The following is a 16,064-nucleotide window of genomic DNA, read 5'->3' as shown; positions in this document are numbered from 1 at the left end:
TCCGGACGGACGACACGGTCAATACGCCTACAGGGTCCACAACAAGACTTGGAGCGACGAATGGCGAGTCCACACGAGGATGAACCGGCCGCTGGTCTTTCCCCACTCGCGCCGCTCTGCGGTGCGGCGGAGTTCGACGTGCTGGTACGCGACATGGTGGTCGAGGAGGCGCCGCGCGTGTTCGCCGTCGTTCAGGAGTACGGTCGGCGAGCGGACGGCAGGATCGCGGCTTGGGGGATGGCGTTCAGAGAGCAGACTCAGGTCATCTGCACCGAGGACGGAGCGTGTATGATCCTCGACTCGCCGGAACGCGCGGTACATCGATTCAGCCGACGACCAGACGTCACCGTCCGGCTGCTCTGGCTGCCGTTCAACAGGACGGGCGGCGTCGCCCTCCATGAGGGTTCAGCCGACCCGCAAAGCTGAAGCCTGCGGCAGGAGGTCGGGCTGCGCATTTCTGAGCCTTCGCGCATGCCTGGCCGCCTACCGCCTCGTGCTCGGGCGTCTCAAGGTGCGCGGTCAGGCGGTGAGTTGGGCGTCGAGGCGGTAGCCGTCGACGGTGACGTAGACCGAGTCGCCGGGGCGGGCGTTGAGGCGCATGAGCACCGGTTGCAGCGAGTCGAACACCGGTTGGCGGTCGCGCCAGACCAGCACCACCGCGTTGTCTCCGGGCCCGGTGACCGACAGCAGCGTGCCGGGGCGCATGCCGAGCTGGGTGGCGTACCCCTCTGGTACGGGCACCGGCTCGCCGCGCAGGTGTTCGCTGGTGACGTCGATGCGCTGCCAGCGGCGCGGGTCGGAGGCCGGGCTCGGCAGCGGCGGCGCGTGGGTCGCGGCGCGTGGTTCGGGGACCAGGTGGGGTCGCGGCGGGCCGGACAGCGCGGTGAGCGCCGCCAGCGCGGTCTGGGCGTCCGGCAGGTTGCGCGTCACGGACGGCACGGGTACGCCGCCGCGCATCTGGTGTCCGTTCGCGCCTGGCGTGCGGCGGGGGAGCGGCGCGAAGCCGCCCGTCGCCGTGGGGTCGGGTGGCGGGACCGCGGCCTTCGGCAGAGCGTCGATCCACGCCTGGGCCGAGTGGGCGCGGATCCCGACCTGCGCCAGCAGCTCGACGGCGTCCTCGCCGGAGGTCTTGCCGCCGAGCATCTGCGCGGTGCGCTCCCGCAGCCGGCCCAGGTCCCCGACCACCAGCCAGCCGTCCTGGAGGCGGCGGTCGCGCATGAGCGCGACCAGCACCCGCCACAGGGGGGTGCCGAGCGAGGGCACCTCGATCGGGTGCGCGGGGTCGGCACCGATGAGCTGGTCCTCGGTGGCCGCGTTGCCGAGCCACTCGGTGAGCCGGAACAGGTGGCCGGTGACGGCGGTGGACTCCGGCGAGCGCAGCCAGTGCAGCACGCGCTCCTCGGCGGCGCGCTGCGCCTGGGACAGCACGTCGCGGTCGACGTGTAACTCGTGGGCCAGCGTGCGCAGGCTGACCGGTTCCTCGGCGAACAGCCGCTCGATGGCCACGGCCCGCTCCAGCGGCGTCCACTCGCGGAAGACCGCGTCCACGAGCCGGACGAGCGGGTTGTCCGAGACAGGCGGCGGGGGAGGGACGGCGGGCTGCGCGGGCGCCTGGGGCGCGTACGGGGCCTGCGGCGCGCCGTTCGCCCCGGCGGCCGGGGACTGGACGGGGTGCGGGCCGGTCGGCTGCACCGGGTGCGGGCCCGTCGGCGCCGTCCGGGCGGCGGCGGGAAGCGCGGGGTGGGGCCCGGTCCGCTGTGCGGGATGGGGCCCGGTGGGCTGCGTGAGGTGGGGCCCGGTGGGCTGGACGGGGTGAGTGCCGGTGGGCTGCGTGAGGCGCGGCCCGGTGGGCTGGGCGGGGTGAGGGCCGGTGGGCTGCGCGGGATGGGGCCCGGTCGGCGGGCTGGACGGGACCTGCGGCGACACGGCGGGCACTCGGCCGAGCACCTCGCGGAACATCGCCGTGATGATGACCTCGGGGGAGGCGGGGGCCGACGGGACCCGCAGGTCCGCGGCGGTGAGCCTGCGCAGCCGCTGCCATCCGCCCATGCCGCTGATGGCCGAGCGCGCGGGCTCGGGCCAGCCGGGAAGGGCCGGGTCGACCTTGTGGACCTGCAGCGCGGGCAGCACGTCCATCAGCGCCAGGTGCTCCCAGCGGCTGACCGCCAGCCGCGAGAGGCGGTCACAGAGCCACTCGACACCGGTCGTGCCGAGGGCGCGACCGAGAGCGACCGACGCCCACCAGCCCCCAGGCAGCCGGGGGTCGGCGAGAACTTCGGCGACCTGCTGAGGCCGGCTCCAGCGCAGAACCGGCACCAGATCACTCAGGCAGATCATTGAATCGGCGTCCATCGGCTGACCGCATCCTCCCGAGTGTGACGCATGTTGCTAATGGTGCAGCTTACGCCGGAGGCTATCAATTAGCGCCGTCTAGGGAGAACATAGCGGCTCAGTGACCCCCGGGCCCGCCGGTGCGCGGATCCCGCCCGTCCCGCCGGGCCTCCCGCCGAGCCTGGCGACCGCCCGCGCGCCCGCGAGGCACCCCGCTTCCAGGGCGGACTCCGCAGGGTGACCGTCCAGGAGCGCGGTGAGGAACCCGGCGGCGAACGCGTCCCCGGCGCCCGTGGAGTCCACGGCCCGCGCTGCGGCGGCGGGGGCGCGGCGCACGACGCGGCCATCCACCGCCAGCAGGGCACCGTCCGGCCCCAGCTTCACCACGGCGGTCCCGTAGCGGGCGCTGAGGGCGGACGCGGCCCGCTCGGGGTCGTGCTCGCCGGTGAGCAGCAGGGCCTCGTCCCGGTTGGGGAAGATCAGGGACGCGGCGCGGGTCTCGCTCAGGAACCGCTCGACGCCGAAGCCCGTCAGCGGCCCGGTCGAGGCCGGGTCCACGCTGATCCGCAGGCCGCGGCCGAGCGCGGCGCCCACGGCCGTCCTGAACAGCGCGAGACCCGGCTCGGCGAACAGCGTGTACCCCGAGACGTGCAGGTGGGCCACACCGTCGAGCAGGCCGTCGTCCCAGTCGCCGGGGCCGATGCGCCCACCCGCGCCCCGGTTGGTCAGCATGGAACGCTCCCCGGCGGCGTCCACCATCGCGATCACGACCGCCGTGGGGTGGCCGGGGTCGACCTGGACGTGCGGGCGCACCCCCGCGCCGCGCAGCTCGGCGACGTGCCAGGGGCCGGTGTCGTACCCGACGCGGGTCAGGATGCGCGCGTCCGCGCCCAGGTGGGCGGCCCAGGCGGCGGTGTTGGCCCCCGAGCCGCCCGGCCGCACTACGATGTCGGCGGCGGTGTCGGTCCCGGGGGCGACCGGCGCGTGGTGGACCGCCACAACGTCGGTGACGGTGTCGCCGATGACGAGCAGGCCGCCCACTCAGCTCTCCGGACCGGTCCAGGCGGCGGCGATGGCCCCGGCGAGGCGGGTGTTGCCGCGCACGGCGGCCAGGTTGGCCTCCAGCGAGGCGCCCGCGGTGCCCCGGACGAGGAAGTCGAGCAGGAACGGGGTGATCGCCTGCCCGGTGATCCCCTCCCGTGCGGCGGCGTCGAGCGCCTCGGCCAGCACGCGGTCGTGCAGGGCGGGGTCGAGCTGCTCGTCCTCGGGGACGGGGTTGGCGACGATCAGCGCGGTCTCGGGGCCGCCGAGGCGGTCCTGCGCGCGCATCACCGCGGCGGCGTCCTGCGGGGTCTCCAGCCGCCAGTCCACCGGCAGGCCGGAGCTGTGGAGGTAGAAGCCGGGGAAGGCGTCCGTGCGGTACCCGGCGACGGTCACGCCGCGCGTCTCCAGCCTCTGCAGGGTGGCGGGCACGTCCAGGATCGACTTCACGCCCGCGCAGACGACCGTGATCCTGGTCTTGGCGAGCATGTCCAGGTCGGCGGATTCGTCCTGGTCGGCCGTCCACTCGCGGTGGACGCCGCCGAGGCCGCCGGTGGCGAAGACCCGGATCCCGGCGCGTGCCGCGAGGAACGCGGTGGCCGAGACGGTGGTCGCCCCGCTCGCCCCGAGCGCGGCGGCGACGGGCAGGTCGCGGAAGCCCAGCTTGCGCAGGCCGGGCTCGGTGGCGACGCGTTCCAGCATGTTCTTGTCCAGGCCGACCCGGGCCACCCCGTCGAGCACGGCGATGGTCGCGGGGACGGCGCCGGCCTCGCGGACCAGCTCCTCCAGTTCGATCGCGACGCGCAGGTTGCGGGGCCGGGGCAGGCCGTGCGAGATGATCGTCGTCTCCAGCGCCACCACGGGGGCGCCCGCGGCCAGGGCCTCGGACACCTCCTCGGACGTGCGGATCGCCGTGCCGGGGCCGGTCATGTGCATGCTCGCTCTGGGTCCTCTCTGTATGTACGCTCCCAGGGAGATTGTTCCCGGGTGTGCCGTCTCACCGTACTGTCCTGTTAGGGGGCTTTTTATGCGACGGTCGCAGTACGACGCCGTCATCGTCGGCGCGGGGCACAACGGCCTGGTGGCCGCGGCCTACCTGGCGCGCGCCGGCCGCCGCGTGCTGGTGCTGGAACGCCTGCCGTACACCGGGGGCCTCGCCGTCTCCGCCCGCGCGTTCCCCGGGGTGGACGCCCGGCTGTCGCGCTACTCCTACCTCGTCAGCCTGCTGCCCGGCAAGGTCGTGGCCGACCTCGGCCTCGCCCTCGACCTGCGGCGGCGGCGCTTCGCCTCCTACACCCCCGTCGGCGACACCGGGCTGCTGGTCGACAACGGCGACGCGGCCCGCACCGCCGCGTCCTTCGCCAACGTGACCGGCGGCACCGGCGACCTCGCGGCCTGGGACCGCTTCTACGCGATGACCGCCCGGGTCGCCCGCCGCCTGGCCCCGACCCTGCTGGAGCCCCTGCGCGACCGGGCCGCCGCGCGCGAGGAGGTCGTCGCCGACGCCGAGGCCTGGCGCGACCTGTTCGAGCGGCCGATCGGCGAGGTCGTGGACGAGCGGTTCGCCGACGACACCGTGCGGGGCGTCGTGCTGACCGACGCCCTGATCGGCACCTTCGCCGACCCGTCCGCGGACCTGCTCGCCAACCGCTGCCTCCTGTACCACGTCGTGGGGGACGGCACCGGCGACTGGAACGTCCCCGTGGGCGGCATGGGCGCGGTCAGCGGCGCGCTCGCCGAGGCCGCGGCGCGCCACGGCGCGGAGATCCGCACCGGGACCGAGGTGCTGGCCGTCGACCCGGGCGGTGAGGTCGTCCTCCGGGACGCGTCCGGCGCCGAGCACACCGTGACCGGCGGTCACGTGCTGGTCAACGCCTCGCCCGTCATCCTGGCCCGGCTGCTCGGCGAGGGCGGCGCGGACGACCCCGAGGGGGCGCAGCTCAAGGTCAACATGGTGCTCGCGCGGCTGCCCCGGCTGAAGGACCCGTTCGTGGACCCGGCCGAGGCGTTCAGCGGCACGTTCCACATCAACGAGGGGCGCGAGGCGCTCGCCCGGGCGTACGCGCAGGCCGGGGCGGGGACGATTCCCGCGCTGCCGCCGGCCGAGGTGTACTGCCACTCGCTGACCGACCCGTCGATCCTCGGGCCGGCGCTGCGGGAGGCCGGGGCGCACACGATGACGCTGTTCGGCCTGCACATGCCCGCCCGCCTTTTCCGGAAAAATCCGGACAAGGCGCGTGAGGAGGCGCTGGCCGCCACCCTCGCCTCGATCAACAGCGTCCTCGCCGAGCCCATCGAGGACTGCCTGCTGCGCGCCCCCGACGGATCTCCCTGCCTGGAGGCCAAGACGCCCGTCGACCTGGAGACCGAGGCCGGACTGCCCGGCGGGCACATCTTCCACCGGGACCTGTCCTGGCCCTTCGCCGAGGACCCCGCCGAGGCCGGGCGGTGGGGCGTCGAGACCGCCCACCCGCGTGTCCTGCTGTGCGGGGCGGGCGCCCGGCGCGGCGGCGGCGTCAGCGGCATCCCCGGGCACAACGCGGCCATGGCCGTCCTCGGCGCGGGCTCGTGACGATCCCCGCCGGGGCCATTTAATCGGGTTCTCATGGTGCTTAACCGGCTTCTCACGATTCGCGGCTACCGTGGGCCGGTGAGCACCTCCGACCTTCGTGACCTCCAGGATCCCGCGCGCCGGGACGCCGTCCGCGTCCTCGTGGTGGACGACGAGCCCGCCCTGCGCGAGGCCCTGCACAGCAGCCTCACCTTCGAGGGGTACGACGTCACCCTCGCCAAGGACGGCGCCGAGGCCCTGGAGACGCTGGCCGGTGGCACCTACGACCTGGTCCTGCTCGACGTCATGATGCCCCGCGTGGACGGCCTCACCGCGTGCAGGCGGCTGCGCGCGGCGGGCCGGGAGGTGCCCGTCCTCATGCTCACCGCCCGCGACGCCGTCGGCGACCGGGTGTCCGGGCTCGACGCCGGAGCCGACGACTACCTGGTCAAACCGTTCGAACTGGACGAGCTGTTCGCCCGCGTGCGCGCCCTGCTGCGGCGCGGCGCCCGGCGGGCCCCCGAGGAGACCGGCGTGCTCGCCTACGGCGGCCTGCGCATGGACACCGCGACCCGCGAGGTCACGCGCGACGGCCGCCCCCTGGAGCTCACCCGCACCGAATACCTGCTGCTCGAACTGTTCCTGGCCCACCCCCGGCAGGTGCTCACCCGCGAGCAGATCCTCGGCGACGTGTGGGGCTTCGACTTCGAGCCGTCCTCCAACTCCCTCGACGTCTACGTCATGTACCTGCGCCGCAAGACCGAGGCCGGAGGCGCGCCCCGCCTGATCCACACCGTGCGCGGCGTCGGCTACACGCTGCGGACGCCCGCCTGATGAACGGCCTGACGCGCGGCGGTCGCCGGTCGCTCGGATCGCGGCTCACCCTGCTCGTCGCGGCGGCCGTCGCGCTCGCGATCGCCGTCTGCGCGGTCACCTGCTGGTTCCTCGTCCGCGACGTGCTCGACCGCCAGCTCAACGACTCCCTGAACCAGCCCCCGCTGGACGGCAGGACGGCGGCGATGATCCGCCGCGACTGCGCGGAACAGCCGAGCGGCAGCGAGCCGCCTGGACCGTTCCTGCGGCTCCAGCAGATCGTCACGGCCGACCGGACGCGCTGCGCGCAGGGGTGGGACGCCGTCAAGGTCGTCCCGGCCGACGCGCGCGTGGCCCAGACGCCGGGAGGCCGGCTGCTGCGGGACGGCGTCACCGAGAGCGGCGACGCCGTCCGCGTGCTCACCGTCAACATCGGGCCGGGCATCGTCGTCAGCGCGGCCCGCTCGCTCTCCGGGATGGACGCCACCCTGCGCGTCCTGGCCCTGACGCTCGCCGGCGTCGCCGCCCTCGGCGTCCTCGGCGCCGCCACGGCGGGCCGGCTGGTCTCCCGCGCCGCGCTGCGCCCCGTCGAACGGCTCACCGGCGCCGTCGAGCACATCGCCAGGACCGAGGACCTCGCGACGCGCATCCCCGTCGACGGCGACGACGAGATCGCCCGGCTGGGCACATCGTTCAACGCCATGACCGCCGCGCTGGCCGGCTCGCGCGAACGCCAGCGCATGCTCGTCGCCGACGCCGGGCACGAACTGCGCACCCCGCTCACCAGCCTGCGCGCCAACGTCGACCTGCTGCTGCACAGCGAGAACTCCGGCCGCCCGCTCGACCCGGGCGCCCGGCGGCGGCTCCTGGCCGGGTTGAAGGCGCAGATGACCGAGATGTCCAGCCTCGTCGGCGACCTGCTGGAGTTGTCCCGCGTCTCCGAGGCCGAGGAACCCGTCCCCGGCCTGCCGTTCCACGACGTCGTCGAGACCGCCCTGGCCCGGGCCCGCCTGCGCGCCGGGGAGGTCCGCGTCGACGCCGACCTCGCCGAGTGGTACGTCCACGGCCGCGAGGGCGCCCTCGAACGCGCGGTCGTGAACCTGCTGGACAACGCCGTCAAGTTCAGCCCGCCGGGCGGCGTGATCGCCGTGCGGCTGGCCGGGGGACAGCTGACCGTGCGCGACCACGGCCCCGGCATCCCCGAGGACGAACTGCCGCACGTCTTCGAACGGTTCTGGCGATCCTCGGCCGCCCGCAGCATGTCCGGCTCCGGCCTCGGCCTCGCCATCGTCGCCCAGGCCGTCCGCGACGCCGGGGGCGAGGTCACGCTCGCCAACGCGCCGGGCGGCGGGATCCTGGCCACCGTCCGCCTCCCCGGGCGCGCGCATTCTCAGACGGGGTTAACGAACGCCTAAGAGCGGTTCAATCCGGCCCGCCGAGGTTGGAGCCATGAACGAACCGACCCAGGGCCGCCCCCGGTGACCCCGCCGATGACCCCGCCGGTCTCATCGCCCCCGGAGACCCGCCCCGCCTCGCCGCCGCACGCGCGGGGACGCCTCGTCGAGGTGGTCGTCCCGGTGTACAACGAGCGGCGGGCGCTCGCGGGCAGCGTCCGCCACCTCCACGACTACCTGAGCGGCACCTTCCCCTACGGCTTCCGCATCACGATCGCCGACAACGCGAGCACCGACGGCACCGGCGCCATCGCGGAGGCGCTCGCCCGCGACCTGCCGGGCGTGCGCGCCGTCCGCCTGGACGAGAAGGGCCGGGGCCGCGCGCTGCGCCGGGTGTGGGCCACGAGCGACGCCGACGTCGTCTGCTACATGGACGTCGACCTGTCCACCGGGCTCAACGCGTTCCTGCCGCTGGTCGCGCCCCTGCTGTCCGGGCACAGCGACCTGGCGATCGGCACCCGGCTCGCCCGCGCGTCCCGCGTCGTCCGGGGCCCGAAGCGGGAGATCATCTCGCGCTCGTACAACATGCTGCTGCGCTCGGCGATGGGCGCCCGCTTCTCCGACGCCCAGTGTGGGTTCAAGGCCGCGCGCACCGAGGTCGTCCAGGCCCTGCTCCCGGCGGTCGAGGACGAGGAGTGGTTCTTCGACACCGAGCTGCTGCTACTCGCCGAACGCCACGGCCTGCGCATCCACGAGGTCCCGGTCGACTGGGTGGACGACCCCGACAGCCGCGTCGACATCGTCCGCACCGCCCTGGACGACCTGCGCGGCATGGCCAGGGTCGCCCGCGCCGCCCTCTCGGACGGCCCGCGCGCCTCCGAGCCCCGTCCCGGTGAGACGCGCGCGATCCGGCCCGGGTTGGTACGCCACCTGGCGTCCTTCGCCGCCGTCGGGGTGGCCTGCACCCTCGCCTACACAGCGTTGTTCTGGGTCCTGCGCGGGTTCATGCCGGCGGTGGCGGCGAACGCGATCGCGCTGCTGGTGACCGCCGTCGCGAACACCGCCGCCAACCGGCGCTTCACCTTCGGCGTCTCCGGGCGCGCCGGGGCGCTGCGGCACCACGTCCAGGGCCTGGTCGCGTTCGCCGCGGGGCTGGCGCTGACCACCTGCGCGCTGGCGCTGCTCCCTGACACCGCCTCCCGGACGGCCGAGCTCGCCGGGGTCGTCTGCGCCAACGCGCTCGCCACCCTCCTGCGCTTCCTGCTCCTGCGCGCCTGGGTGTTCACCCCGCGCAGCCACAAGCGGAACGGTCCCGAACCGAGCGGCCCGGGCGGCCACGGCCCGGACCGGAGTCACGCGCGGCCCACCAGCCAGAAGGAGAACGGCCGATGACGCTGAAGATCGAGGCTCCGGTGCGCGTGGCCGCGGGCCGGCACGCCCCGCGCGGGAGGTTCGCCCGGATCGTCCTCGGCCCGCCGGAGCATCCCCGCTGGGCCCGCCCCGCGCTGCTCGCCGTGCTCGCCCTGGCCGCCGCGCTCTACACCTGGGGGCTCGGCCGCAACGGGTACGCCAACGACTACTACGCCGCCGCCGTCCTGTCCGGGACGCGGAGCTGGAAGGCGTTCTTCTTCGGCGCGCTGGACTCGGGGTCGTTCATCACGGTGGACAAGCCGCCGTTCGCGCTGTGGGTCATGGGCCTGTCGGCGCGGATCTTCGGGTTCGGGACCTGGAGCATGCTGCTGCCGCAGGCCCTCGCGGGTGTGGCGACGACCGGCGTCCTGTACTCCGCCGTCCGGCGCGCCTTCGACGGCCCCGGGCGGGCCGCGCGCACCCGCCGCGCGACGGGTCCCGTGACCGGCTCCGTGACCGGCCCCGTGGTCGGCCCCGTGATCGGCTCTGGTCGCGGTTCCGCGACGGGTCATGCCGCCGGGCTGCTGGCCGCCCTGGTGATGACGCTCACGCCGATCACCGTGGCGATCAACCGGGACAACAACCCCGACACGATCCTCGTGCTGCTGCTCGTCGCCGCCGCCTGGGCCTGCGCCGAGGCGGTCAGGACAGGACGCCCGCGCCTGCTGGTGCTGTGCGGCGTCCTCGTCGGCATGGGCTTCACGACGAAGATGCTCCAGGCGTACCTGGTCCTGCCGGGCTTCGCGCTGGTCTACCTGCTGGCCGCGCCGGCCGGCATGTGGCGGCGGGTCGGGCACCTGGCCGTCGCGGGCGCGGCGCTGGTCGTGTCCAGCGCGTGGTGGATGGTCGTCGTGGACCTCTGGCCCGCGGGCGACCGCCCGTACGTCGGGGGCAGCACGGACGGCACGGTCTGGGACCTGGTGATCGGCTACAACGGCCTCGGCCGGATCTTCGGCGGTGAGGGCGGCCCAGGTGGCGGTCCGGGCGGGGGAGGGCCGGGCGGGGGCGGCGGCTTCGGCGGGCAGGCGGGCGCGGGCCGGCTGTTCAACGAGATCATGGCGGGGCAGATCTCCTGGCTGATCCCGTTCGCGGTCCTCGCTCTTGTCACCGGCCTCCTCATCTGCGCGCGGCGGCGCGGTCCCGTGAAGCCCCACGTCGGCCTGCTTCCCGCCGACGCCGCGTGGACCGCCGTGCGGAGGCCGGGCGTGCGGGCGGCCCTGCTGCTGTGGGGCGGGTGGCTCGTGGTGCACTACGCGGTGTTCAGCTTCTCGGCGGGCATCTTCCACCCGTACTACGCGACGGCCCTGGCCCCGGCCGTGGCCGCGCTGACCGGGATCGGCGGCGTGCTGATGTGGCGGGCGTACCGTTCGCGGCGGCCGGTCGCCGGTTGGGCCCTCCCGCTCGGCGTGGCCGCCACCGGGGCGTGGGCGTTCATCGTCCTGCGCCGCACGCCGGGCTGGGCGCCCTGGCTGCCGTTCGCGGTCGCCGCCGCGTGCGCCGCCGCCGTGCTCGGCCTGGTCGTGCTGCGCCTCGGCCGCCGGGGACGGGCCCGGCTCGCCGCCGTCGCGCTGGTCCTCGCCCTGGTAGGCGGGCTCGCGGGCCCGGCCGCGTACGCGCTCACCCCGCTGTCGGCCCCCGTCAACGGCACCAACCCCACGGCCGGGCCGCAGACGGGCTTCGGCGGTATGGGAGTCGGGCCGCGCGGTGCAGGCGGTCCGGACGGTCCCGGCGGTGCGGACGGTCGTCCTGCGGGGGCCGAGGACGGCGTGCCCCCCGGCGCGGGGACATCTGCCGGCGCGCCCGGCGGCACGCGGACGCCCGCGGGCGTGGGGGCGCCGCCGTCCGGCGGTCTCGGCGGTCCCGAGGGCGGTGTCGACGCCGCGCTGGTCTCCTACCTGCGCGCGAACAAGGGGACGGCCACGTGGCTGGTCGCGGTGAGCAGTGCCCGCGAGGCGTCGTCCATCATCCTCGCCACCGGCGGCGGGCCCGTCATCGCGATGGGCGGCTTCACGGGGAGCGACCCGGCGATGACCGTGGAGAAGCTCCGGCGGTACGTCGCGGAGGGGCGGCTGATGTACGTGCTGCTCGGCGGTCGCATGGGCGGGCCGGGGGAGCGGAACGACGAGGTCACCGCGTGGGTGCGGGCCAACGGCACCGCGGTCCCGGCGGAGGAGTACGGAGGAACCGGTACAGGAGGAACGCTCTACCGCCTCGGCTGAGCCGAAACGGCCTGCGAGGTGAGGGGAGGTCCGCCCGGCAGCGTCGTCGGTGCCGGGTTGTGCCTATGGCCTCGCTTCGCTCGGCGTGTTCGGGGCGCCCCGGAGGCGCCCCGAACAGGTCAGTTCTCGTCGCGGGCGCTGTGCCGCAGGCGGCACCACAGCGGGAGGCCGAACCAGATCACCACGAAGCCCGTGAGCGTGGCGATGCCGATGTAGGGCCCGGCCGTGATGCCCACCACGTCGAGGACGAGCATCAGCGCGCACCCGAGGGCGACGACCAGCAGGAGCAGCCCGGCCAGCGTGAGCCGGTTGGACATCACGACCAGCCGCGCCTTCAGACGGCGCCCGAACACGACGCGGTGGAAAGGGGCGGGGGAGGTCAGCAGGGCCGCGGCGAGCAAGGTGGTGATCAGGGCCGTCACGTACATGCCGCGCTGCTGCGCGGTGATGTCGGCGAACCTCGGCATGAAGGCGAGGGCCATCAGGAAGCTCGCCAGGTACTGGACGCACGTCTGGCCGATGCGGACCTCCTGCAACAGTTCCGCGTAGCGGCGGTTGAGAACCTGGTGGGCGCTCTCGTGGGGATCGGCCGGCGGGGGGACGTGAGGCGCCCGATCCGGTGATGGGAGGACCGTCTGCGTGTCCAGGGCGTGGGGCACGGACGGGCGGATGCGGGTGGACTGTGCCATGGCGCTCCTTGACGAAGGGCGATGGGGGGTGCGCGGACCGGGGTGGCACGTTCTTTCCTGGAATTGTTACTTCATCTGTCATTCATCCGTTAGTGCGAATGCGATGGATGGACGAAGTGGGCGGGGAATGGGAGGAGTGTCTGGATGAACGGCAAAGTGGCAAGGGTGAACGGTTCACAATCACCGTTCACCGCAGCGACCGGACTTCGTCACATGAGGCACTACGTCATCTGGCCCCCGCGGTGGCGAGCGTCGCGCGGGAAGGCCGGTGAGGACGTCTCCGCGCGCCGGTGCGCCCGCCGATCGACGCGGCGGGTGGACGGCCGTCCGGGTAGTAGGATCAGGCCGTGCGCAGTGCTGATGGTGCAGCGGGAGGAACGCGCGTTAGCCGGGCCGACCAGGCGGATCACCGTCGGGCTGAGCTCCTGGAGGCCGCGCGGCGGGTCGTGCTCGAACGCGGCATCTCGAGCACCCGGGTCGCCGACATCGCCAAGGCGACCAACGTCAGCGGCGGCCTGATCCATTACCACTTCGCCACCAAAGACGACCTGATCACCGCCATGCTCCGCACCACCATCGACGGCGAGGTGGGGCGGCTCAGAGAACTGATCCAGGAGCCCGGCACGGCGACCGACCGGCTGGACCGCGTGCTGCGCTACTACATTCCGAGGTCGCGTGCCGACCAGAGCTGGCTGCTCTGGATCGACGCGTTCGCGGCCGGGCTGCGCGAGGCGGTCGTCCAGGAGATCCTGCTGGAGCTGGAGTCCGGCTGGATCGGCACGCTGGAGCAGGTGATCAGCTCGGGCGTCGACACCGGCGAGTTCGTCTGCGAGGACCCGCGCGGCGCCGCCGAGCGCATCGACGGCATGCTCGACGGCCTGATCATCCGCTACACGCTGCACCCGTCGGTGCTGTCGCGCCGCCGCCTGCTGGAGCACGCCCGCATCGCCGCGGCCCGCGAGGTCGGCATCGACCGCTCCGCCTTCCCCTCCTCCTGACCCTGCACCCGGGAAATGGCCCTCGCTTCGCTCGGGCTGTATTTATGGACCTGACGGTACCTCTGCCGGCGAGAAGAAATCCGGCTTAGTCTCACTTTGAGGATCGAATGGAGACTGTTCCAGGTATCAGGGCCTCCAACCAACCCGGGCTCTCCAGCCGCGCTCGCCGCGGCTTTGCGCACCTCGGTCGACCAGGTCCGCCGGGCGCTGCCAACCTCGCCGGCGTGACGACTCAGCCGTCGCCGGGTCCAAGGAAGAGCGTTGACGCGGAGTCCGAAGTGGTCAGGGCCAGCGGCCCGAGCTTGGGCACCCCGGCTCCTCCGCCGTGCGCGAGAAGTACAGAGGTTTTGGCCTGTCCAGTGCAACGCAGGTCAGCGGCGGGGCAGCACGCCCAGGAGGGTTGCGGTCAGGGCCGGCTTCAAGTAGTCCCTCAGCTCCAAGTGGAAGCGGGCCAGGTCGGGCTCGGCCTGGTAGGCCGCCTGCAGGCTGGGTGGGGGTGTGCTGTACGCCGACAGCGCGCCGGCCATGACCATGGTTTGCAGGCTGAACAGTGTTGCGTTCTCGCCCAGCTCCGGCAGGTACTTCAGGATCAGGGCGGTCATGGTTGTCAAGCGGTCTAGGGAGGCACGCTTGTAGCGTGCTACGACCTCGACGGAGACGTTGTGTTCCAGGACGCTACCCTGTGCGCCGAAGAGGTCGCACAGCACCACTCGGCCGGAGAGTGAGCGGCTGAGGATCTCGGCCACCGCTGCCGCTCGCTCGGCCATGGGTAGATTTTCGTCGATGCCGGCGGCCAACTCGCCCGCCAGTTCCGTCAGCCACTCCTGCAGGAAGTGGTCCAGCAGTTCTAGCAGCACCGCCTCGCGGGACTCGAAGTAGCGCAGCACGTTCGGCTTCGCCAGGCCTACCCGGCGGCTGAGCTCGTTCAGGGTGACCGCGGCCACAGGCATCTCGTCGAGCATCGCCGACGCCGTGTCGAGGATCGCCCGTCGGCGGATCTCCCGCTGCTCTTCGGTTCGCGCCCGCTGGAAAGTCACGATCACCAGCCTAATTTAGGTACCTGCGGTACGTTGACAATGTACCGAAAGTACTTTAACGTCGTCGACACAAGATACCTTCGGTACGTTAGTTAGTTGGAGGCCCGGCATGAGCGAGAAGTGGACAACGGCGAACATTCCGGACCAGCACGGGCGGGTGGCCGTGGTGACCGGGGCCAACACCGGACTGGGGTACGAGACCGCCAAGGCGCTCGCCGAGCGCGGGGCGTCCGTGGTGCTCGCCGTGCGCAACGTCGAGAAGGGCGAGCAGGCCGCGGCCCGCATGACCGGCGACGTGACCGTGCAGGCGCTCGACCTGACCTCGCTCGACTCCGTCCGGACCGCGGCGGCGGCGCTGCGGTCCCGGCTCGACCGGATCGACCTGCTGATCAACAACGCCGGCGTGATGTACACCCCGAAGCAGACCACCCGGGACGGCTTCGAGATGCAGTTCGGCACCAACCACCTCGGCCACTTCGCGCTCACCGGGCTGCTGCTGGACCTGATGCTGCCGGTGCCCGGCTCGCGCGTGGTGACGGTCAGCAGCACCGGCCACCGCATCCGGGCCGCGATCCACTTCGACGACCTGCAGTGGGAGCGGTCGTACAGCCGGGCCGCCGCCTATGGTCAGTCCAAGCTGGCCAACCTGATGTTCACGTACGAGCTGCAGCGCCGGCTCGCCACGCACGGCACCACCGTCGCGGTGGCCGCGCACCCCGGCATGTCCAGCACCGAGCTCGCCCGCAACACCCCCGCGGCCCTCCGGCTTCCGCTCACCTGGCTCGCGCCGCTGATCACCCAGACGCCGGCGATGGGCGCGCTGCCGACCCTGCGCGCCGCCACCGACCCCGCCGCGCTCGGCGGCCAGTACTACGGTCCCGGCGGACGCAACGAAGTCATGGGCCACCCCCGGCTGGTCACCTCCAGCCCGGAGTCGTACGAGGTAGCCGTCCAGCAGCGGCTGTGGGCCGTCTCCGAAGACCTCACCGGGGTGAAGTTCCCCGTCGTTCAGTCCATGCAGAACGCGTTTCCCTCTGGGTCGGCCATCACGATGTAGCCCGCGCTGGTAGGAGGCGCCGGCTCGTCGCGGCGCAAGCGGGTGGCACCGAGACCGACGAGGCGCTCGCACTCCGCTTCGAGGGCGGCCATCCGCTCGTCGCCGTGCAGGCCGGGTGCGGCGCGTACGTCCAGGTGCAGGAGGTTCTTGGCGGTCTTGCCCTCGGGGACCTGCTGAAAGAAGATCCGAGGACGTAACGCCCTCGGGGTCCTCCAGAGACGTCCGCCAAGACCTCTGATCACCGGATTTCCGTTGTCCGTGCATTCTGCCACCTTGTCGTCCGACGAGGCGGATATCTGGTCGGCGGCTATTCGATCGTGGTCGTGCCTTCGGACGCTGCCACCCGCACTTCAGTCATTCCGCAGGTTCTGATAGCCGTACTTACCGATATCAACTCCGGCCGCTCGGCCGGGCGCCGCGAGCGTGTTCACCACCGTCTCAGGACCGAGATCCGGGGCGCCTTCACCGACCGGCCGGGGGACCTCGGAGGTTCGAATCCTCCCGTCCCCTCTCACTACGGGAAA

The 16,064-nt window shown here is 73.2% G+C and carries 14 protein-coding genes; 8 read left to right on the top strand and 6 right to left on the bottom strand.

Annotated elements, in window-relative coordinates; all coding sequences use genetic code 11:
* Positions 1–60: 60 nt before the first annotated feature.
* A complete protein-coding gene (locus tag AB0H21_RS00545) occupies positions 61–426 on the top strand; it encodes a hypothetical protein (RefSeq protein WP_358509382.1) in 366 nt (121 codons plus the stop codon).
* Positions 427–519: 93 nt separating this feature from the next.
* On the opposite strand, the gene AB0H21_RS00540 is transcribed toward AB0H21_RS00545, so the two are convergent.
* The 3 genes from AB0H21_RS00540 to AB0H21_RS00530 all read right to left on the bottom strand — a co-directional run bounded on the left by AB0H21_RS00540 (position 520) and on the right by AB0H21_RS00530 (position 4,308).
* On the bottom strand, positions 520–2,352 hold the full coding sequence (locus tag AB0H21_RS00540) for a hypothetical protein (protein ID WP_358509379.1): 1,833 nt from the start codon (positions 2,350–2,352) through the stop codon (positions 520–522).
* 78 nt (positions 2,353–2,430) lie between these two features.
* Complete coding sequence (locus AB0H21_RS00535; RefSeq protein WP_358509376.1) at positions 2,431–3,372, bottom strand: sugar kinase; 942 nt, start codon at positions 3,370–3,372, stop codon at positions 2,431–2,433.
* Positions 3,373–4,308, bottom strand: a complete 936-nt coding sequence (locus tag AB0H21_RS00530; protein WP_358509373.1) for a pseudouridine-5'-phosphate glycosidase — start codon at positions 4,306–4,308, stop codon at positions 3,373–3,375.
* A 91-nt stretch (positions 4,309–4,399) separates the two neighbouring features.
* On the opposite strand from AB0H21_RS00530, the gene AB0H21_RS00525 reads away from it, so the two are divergent.
* The 5 genes from AB0H21_RS00525 (at position 4,400) to AB0H21_RS00505 (ending at position 11,759) form a co-directional block, all read left to right on the top strand.
* Positions 4,400–5,944, top strand: a complete 1,545-nt coding sequence (locus AB0H21_RS00525; protein WP_358509370.1) for an NAD(P)/FAD-dependent oxidoreductase — start codon at positions 4,400–4,402, stop codon at positions 5,942–5,944.
* A 78-nt stretch (positions 5,945–6,022) separates the two neighbouring features.
* Positions 6,023–6,757 (top strand): response regulator transcription factor, encoded by a 735-nt coding sequence (locus AB0H21_RS00520; protein WP_358509367.1) that lies wholly within the window; start codon positions 6,023–6,025, stop codon positions 6,755–6,757.
* Positions 6,757–8,151: a HAMP domain-containing sensor histidine kinase gene (locus AB0H21_RS00515; RefSeq protein ID WP_358509364.1), complete on the top strand. Its 1,395-nt coding sequence runs from the start codon at positions 6,757–6,759 to the stop codon at positions 8,149–8,151. Before AB0H21_RS00520 ends, AB0H21_RS00515 begins: the two co-directional genes overlap by 1 nt.
* A 75-nt stretch (positions 8,152–8,226) precedes the next feature.
* A complete protein-coding gene (locus AB0H21_RS00510; protein WP_358509362.1) occupies positions 8,227–9,522 on the top strand; it encodes a bifunctional glycosyltransferase family 2/GtrA family protein in 1,296 nt (431 codons plus the stop codon).
* Positions 9,519–11,759 carry a glycosyltransferase family 39 protein gene (locus AB0H21_RS00505; protein WP_358509359.1) on the top strand — a complete coding sequence of 747 codons (2,241 nt, stop codon included), beginning with the start codon at positions 9,519–9,521 and terminating at the stop codon, positions 11,757–11,759. Before AB0H21_RS00510 ends, AB0H21_RS00505 begins: the two co-directional genes overlap by 4 nt.
* A 119-nt stretch (positions 11,760–11,878) precedes the next feature.
* On the opposite strand, the gene AB0H21_RS00500 is transcribed toward AB0H21_RS00505, so the two are convergent.
* The gene (locus tag AB0H21_RS00500) at positions 11,879–12,448 is read right to left on the bottom strand and encodes a DUF6328 family protein (RefSeq protein ID WP_358509356.1); all 570 of its coding nucleotides are present in this window, start codon (positions 12,446–12,448) and stop codon (positions 11,879–11,881) included.
* 347 nt (positions 12,449–12,795) lie between these two features.
* Here AB0H21_RS00500 and AB0H21_RS00495 point away from each other — a divergent pair, with 347 nt between their 5' ends.
* The gene (locus AB0H21_RS00495; protein ID WP_358509353.1) at positions 12,796–13,446 is read left to right on the top strand and encodes a TetR/AcrR family transcriptional regulator; all 651 of its coding nucleotides are present in this window, start codon (positions 12,796–12,798) and stop codon (positions 13,444–13,446) included.
* Positions 13,447–13,817: 371 nt separating this feature from the next.
* On the opposite strand, the gene AB0H21_RS00490 is transcribed toward AB0H21_RS00495, so the two are convergent.
* A complete protein-coding gene (locus AB0H21_RS00490) occupies positions 13,818–14,489 on the bottom strand; it encodes a TetR/AcrR family transcriptional regulator (RefSeq protein ID WP_358509350.1) in 672 nt (223 codons plus the stop codon).
* Positions 14,490–14,592: 103 nt separating this feature from the next.
* Between AB0H21_RS00490 and AB0H21_RS00485 the strand changes: the two genes are divergently transcribed.
* Positions 14,593–15,540, top strand: a complete 948-nt coding sequence (locus AB0H21_RS00485; RefSeq protein ID WP_358509347.1) for an SDR family NAD(P)-dependent oxidoreductase — start codon at positions 14,593–14,595, stop codon at positions 15,538–15,540.
* Here AB0H21_RS00485 and AB0H21_RS00480 read toward each other — a convergent pair.
* Positions 15,492–15,782 carry a VOC family protein gene (locus tag AB0H21_RS00480; RefSeq protein ID WP_358509344.1) on the bottom strand — a complete coding sequence of 97 codons (291 nt, stop codon included), beginning with the start codon at positions 15,780–15,782 and terminating at the stop codon, positions 15,492–15,494. The genes AB0H21_RS00485 and AB0H21_RS00480 overlap by 49 nt on opposite strands.
* Positions 15,783–16,064 lie beyond the last annotated feature (282 nt).

The organism is Sphaerisporangium sp. NPDC051011 (genome assembly GCF_040653595.1).
In the GTDB taxonomy this organism is placed as follows: Bacteria; Actinomycetota; Actinomycetes; order Streptosporangiales; family Streptosporangiaceae; genus Sphaerisporangium.
This window is presented reverse-complemented; position numbering and strand designations above follow the sequence as displayed.

Coding starts and splice junctions, on each gene's coding strand:
- AB0H21_RS00545 (WP_358509382.1), top strand. CDS start 61: ATGGCGAGTCCACACGAGGATGAACCGGCCGCTGGTCTTTCCCCACTC.
- AB0H21_RS00540 (WP_358509379.1), bottom strand. CDS start 2,352: ATGGACGCCGATTCAATGATCTGCCTGAGTGATCTGGTGCCGGTTCTG.
- AB0H21_RS00530 (WP_358509373.1), bottom strand. CDS start 4,308: ATGCACATGACCGGCCCCGGCACGGCGATCCGCACGTCCGAGGAGGTG.
- AB0H21_RS00525 (WP_358509370.1), top strand. CDS start 4,400: ATGCGACGGTCGCAGTACGACGCCGTCATCGTCGGCGCGGGGCACAAC.
- AB0H21_RS00515 (WP_358509364.1), top strand. CDS start 6,757: ATGAACGGCCTGACGCGCGGCGGTCGCCGGTCGCTCGGATCGCGGCTC.
- AB0H21_RS00510 (WP_358509362.1), top strand. CDS start 8,227: ATGACCCCGCCGGTCTCATCGCCCCCGGAGACCCGCCCCGCCTCGCCG.
- AB0H21_RS00505 (WP_358509359.1), top strand. CDS start 9,519: ATGACGCTGAAGATCGAGGCTCCGGTGCGCGTGGCCGCGGGCCGGCAC.
- AB0H21_RS00500 (WP_358509356.1), bottom strand. CDS start 12,448: ATGGCACAGTCCACCCGCATCCGCCCGTCCGTGCCCCACGCCCTGGAC.
- AB0H21_RS00485 (WP_358509347.1), top strand. CDS start 14,593: ATGAGCGAGAAGTGGACAACGGCGAACATTCCGGACCAGCACGGGCGG.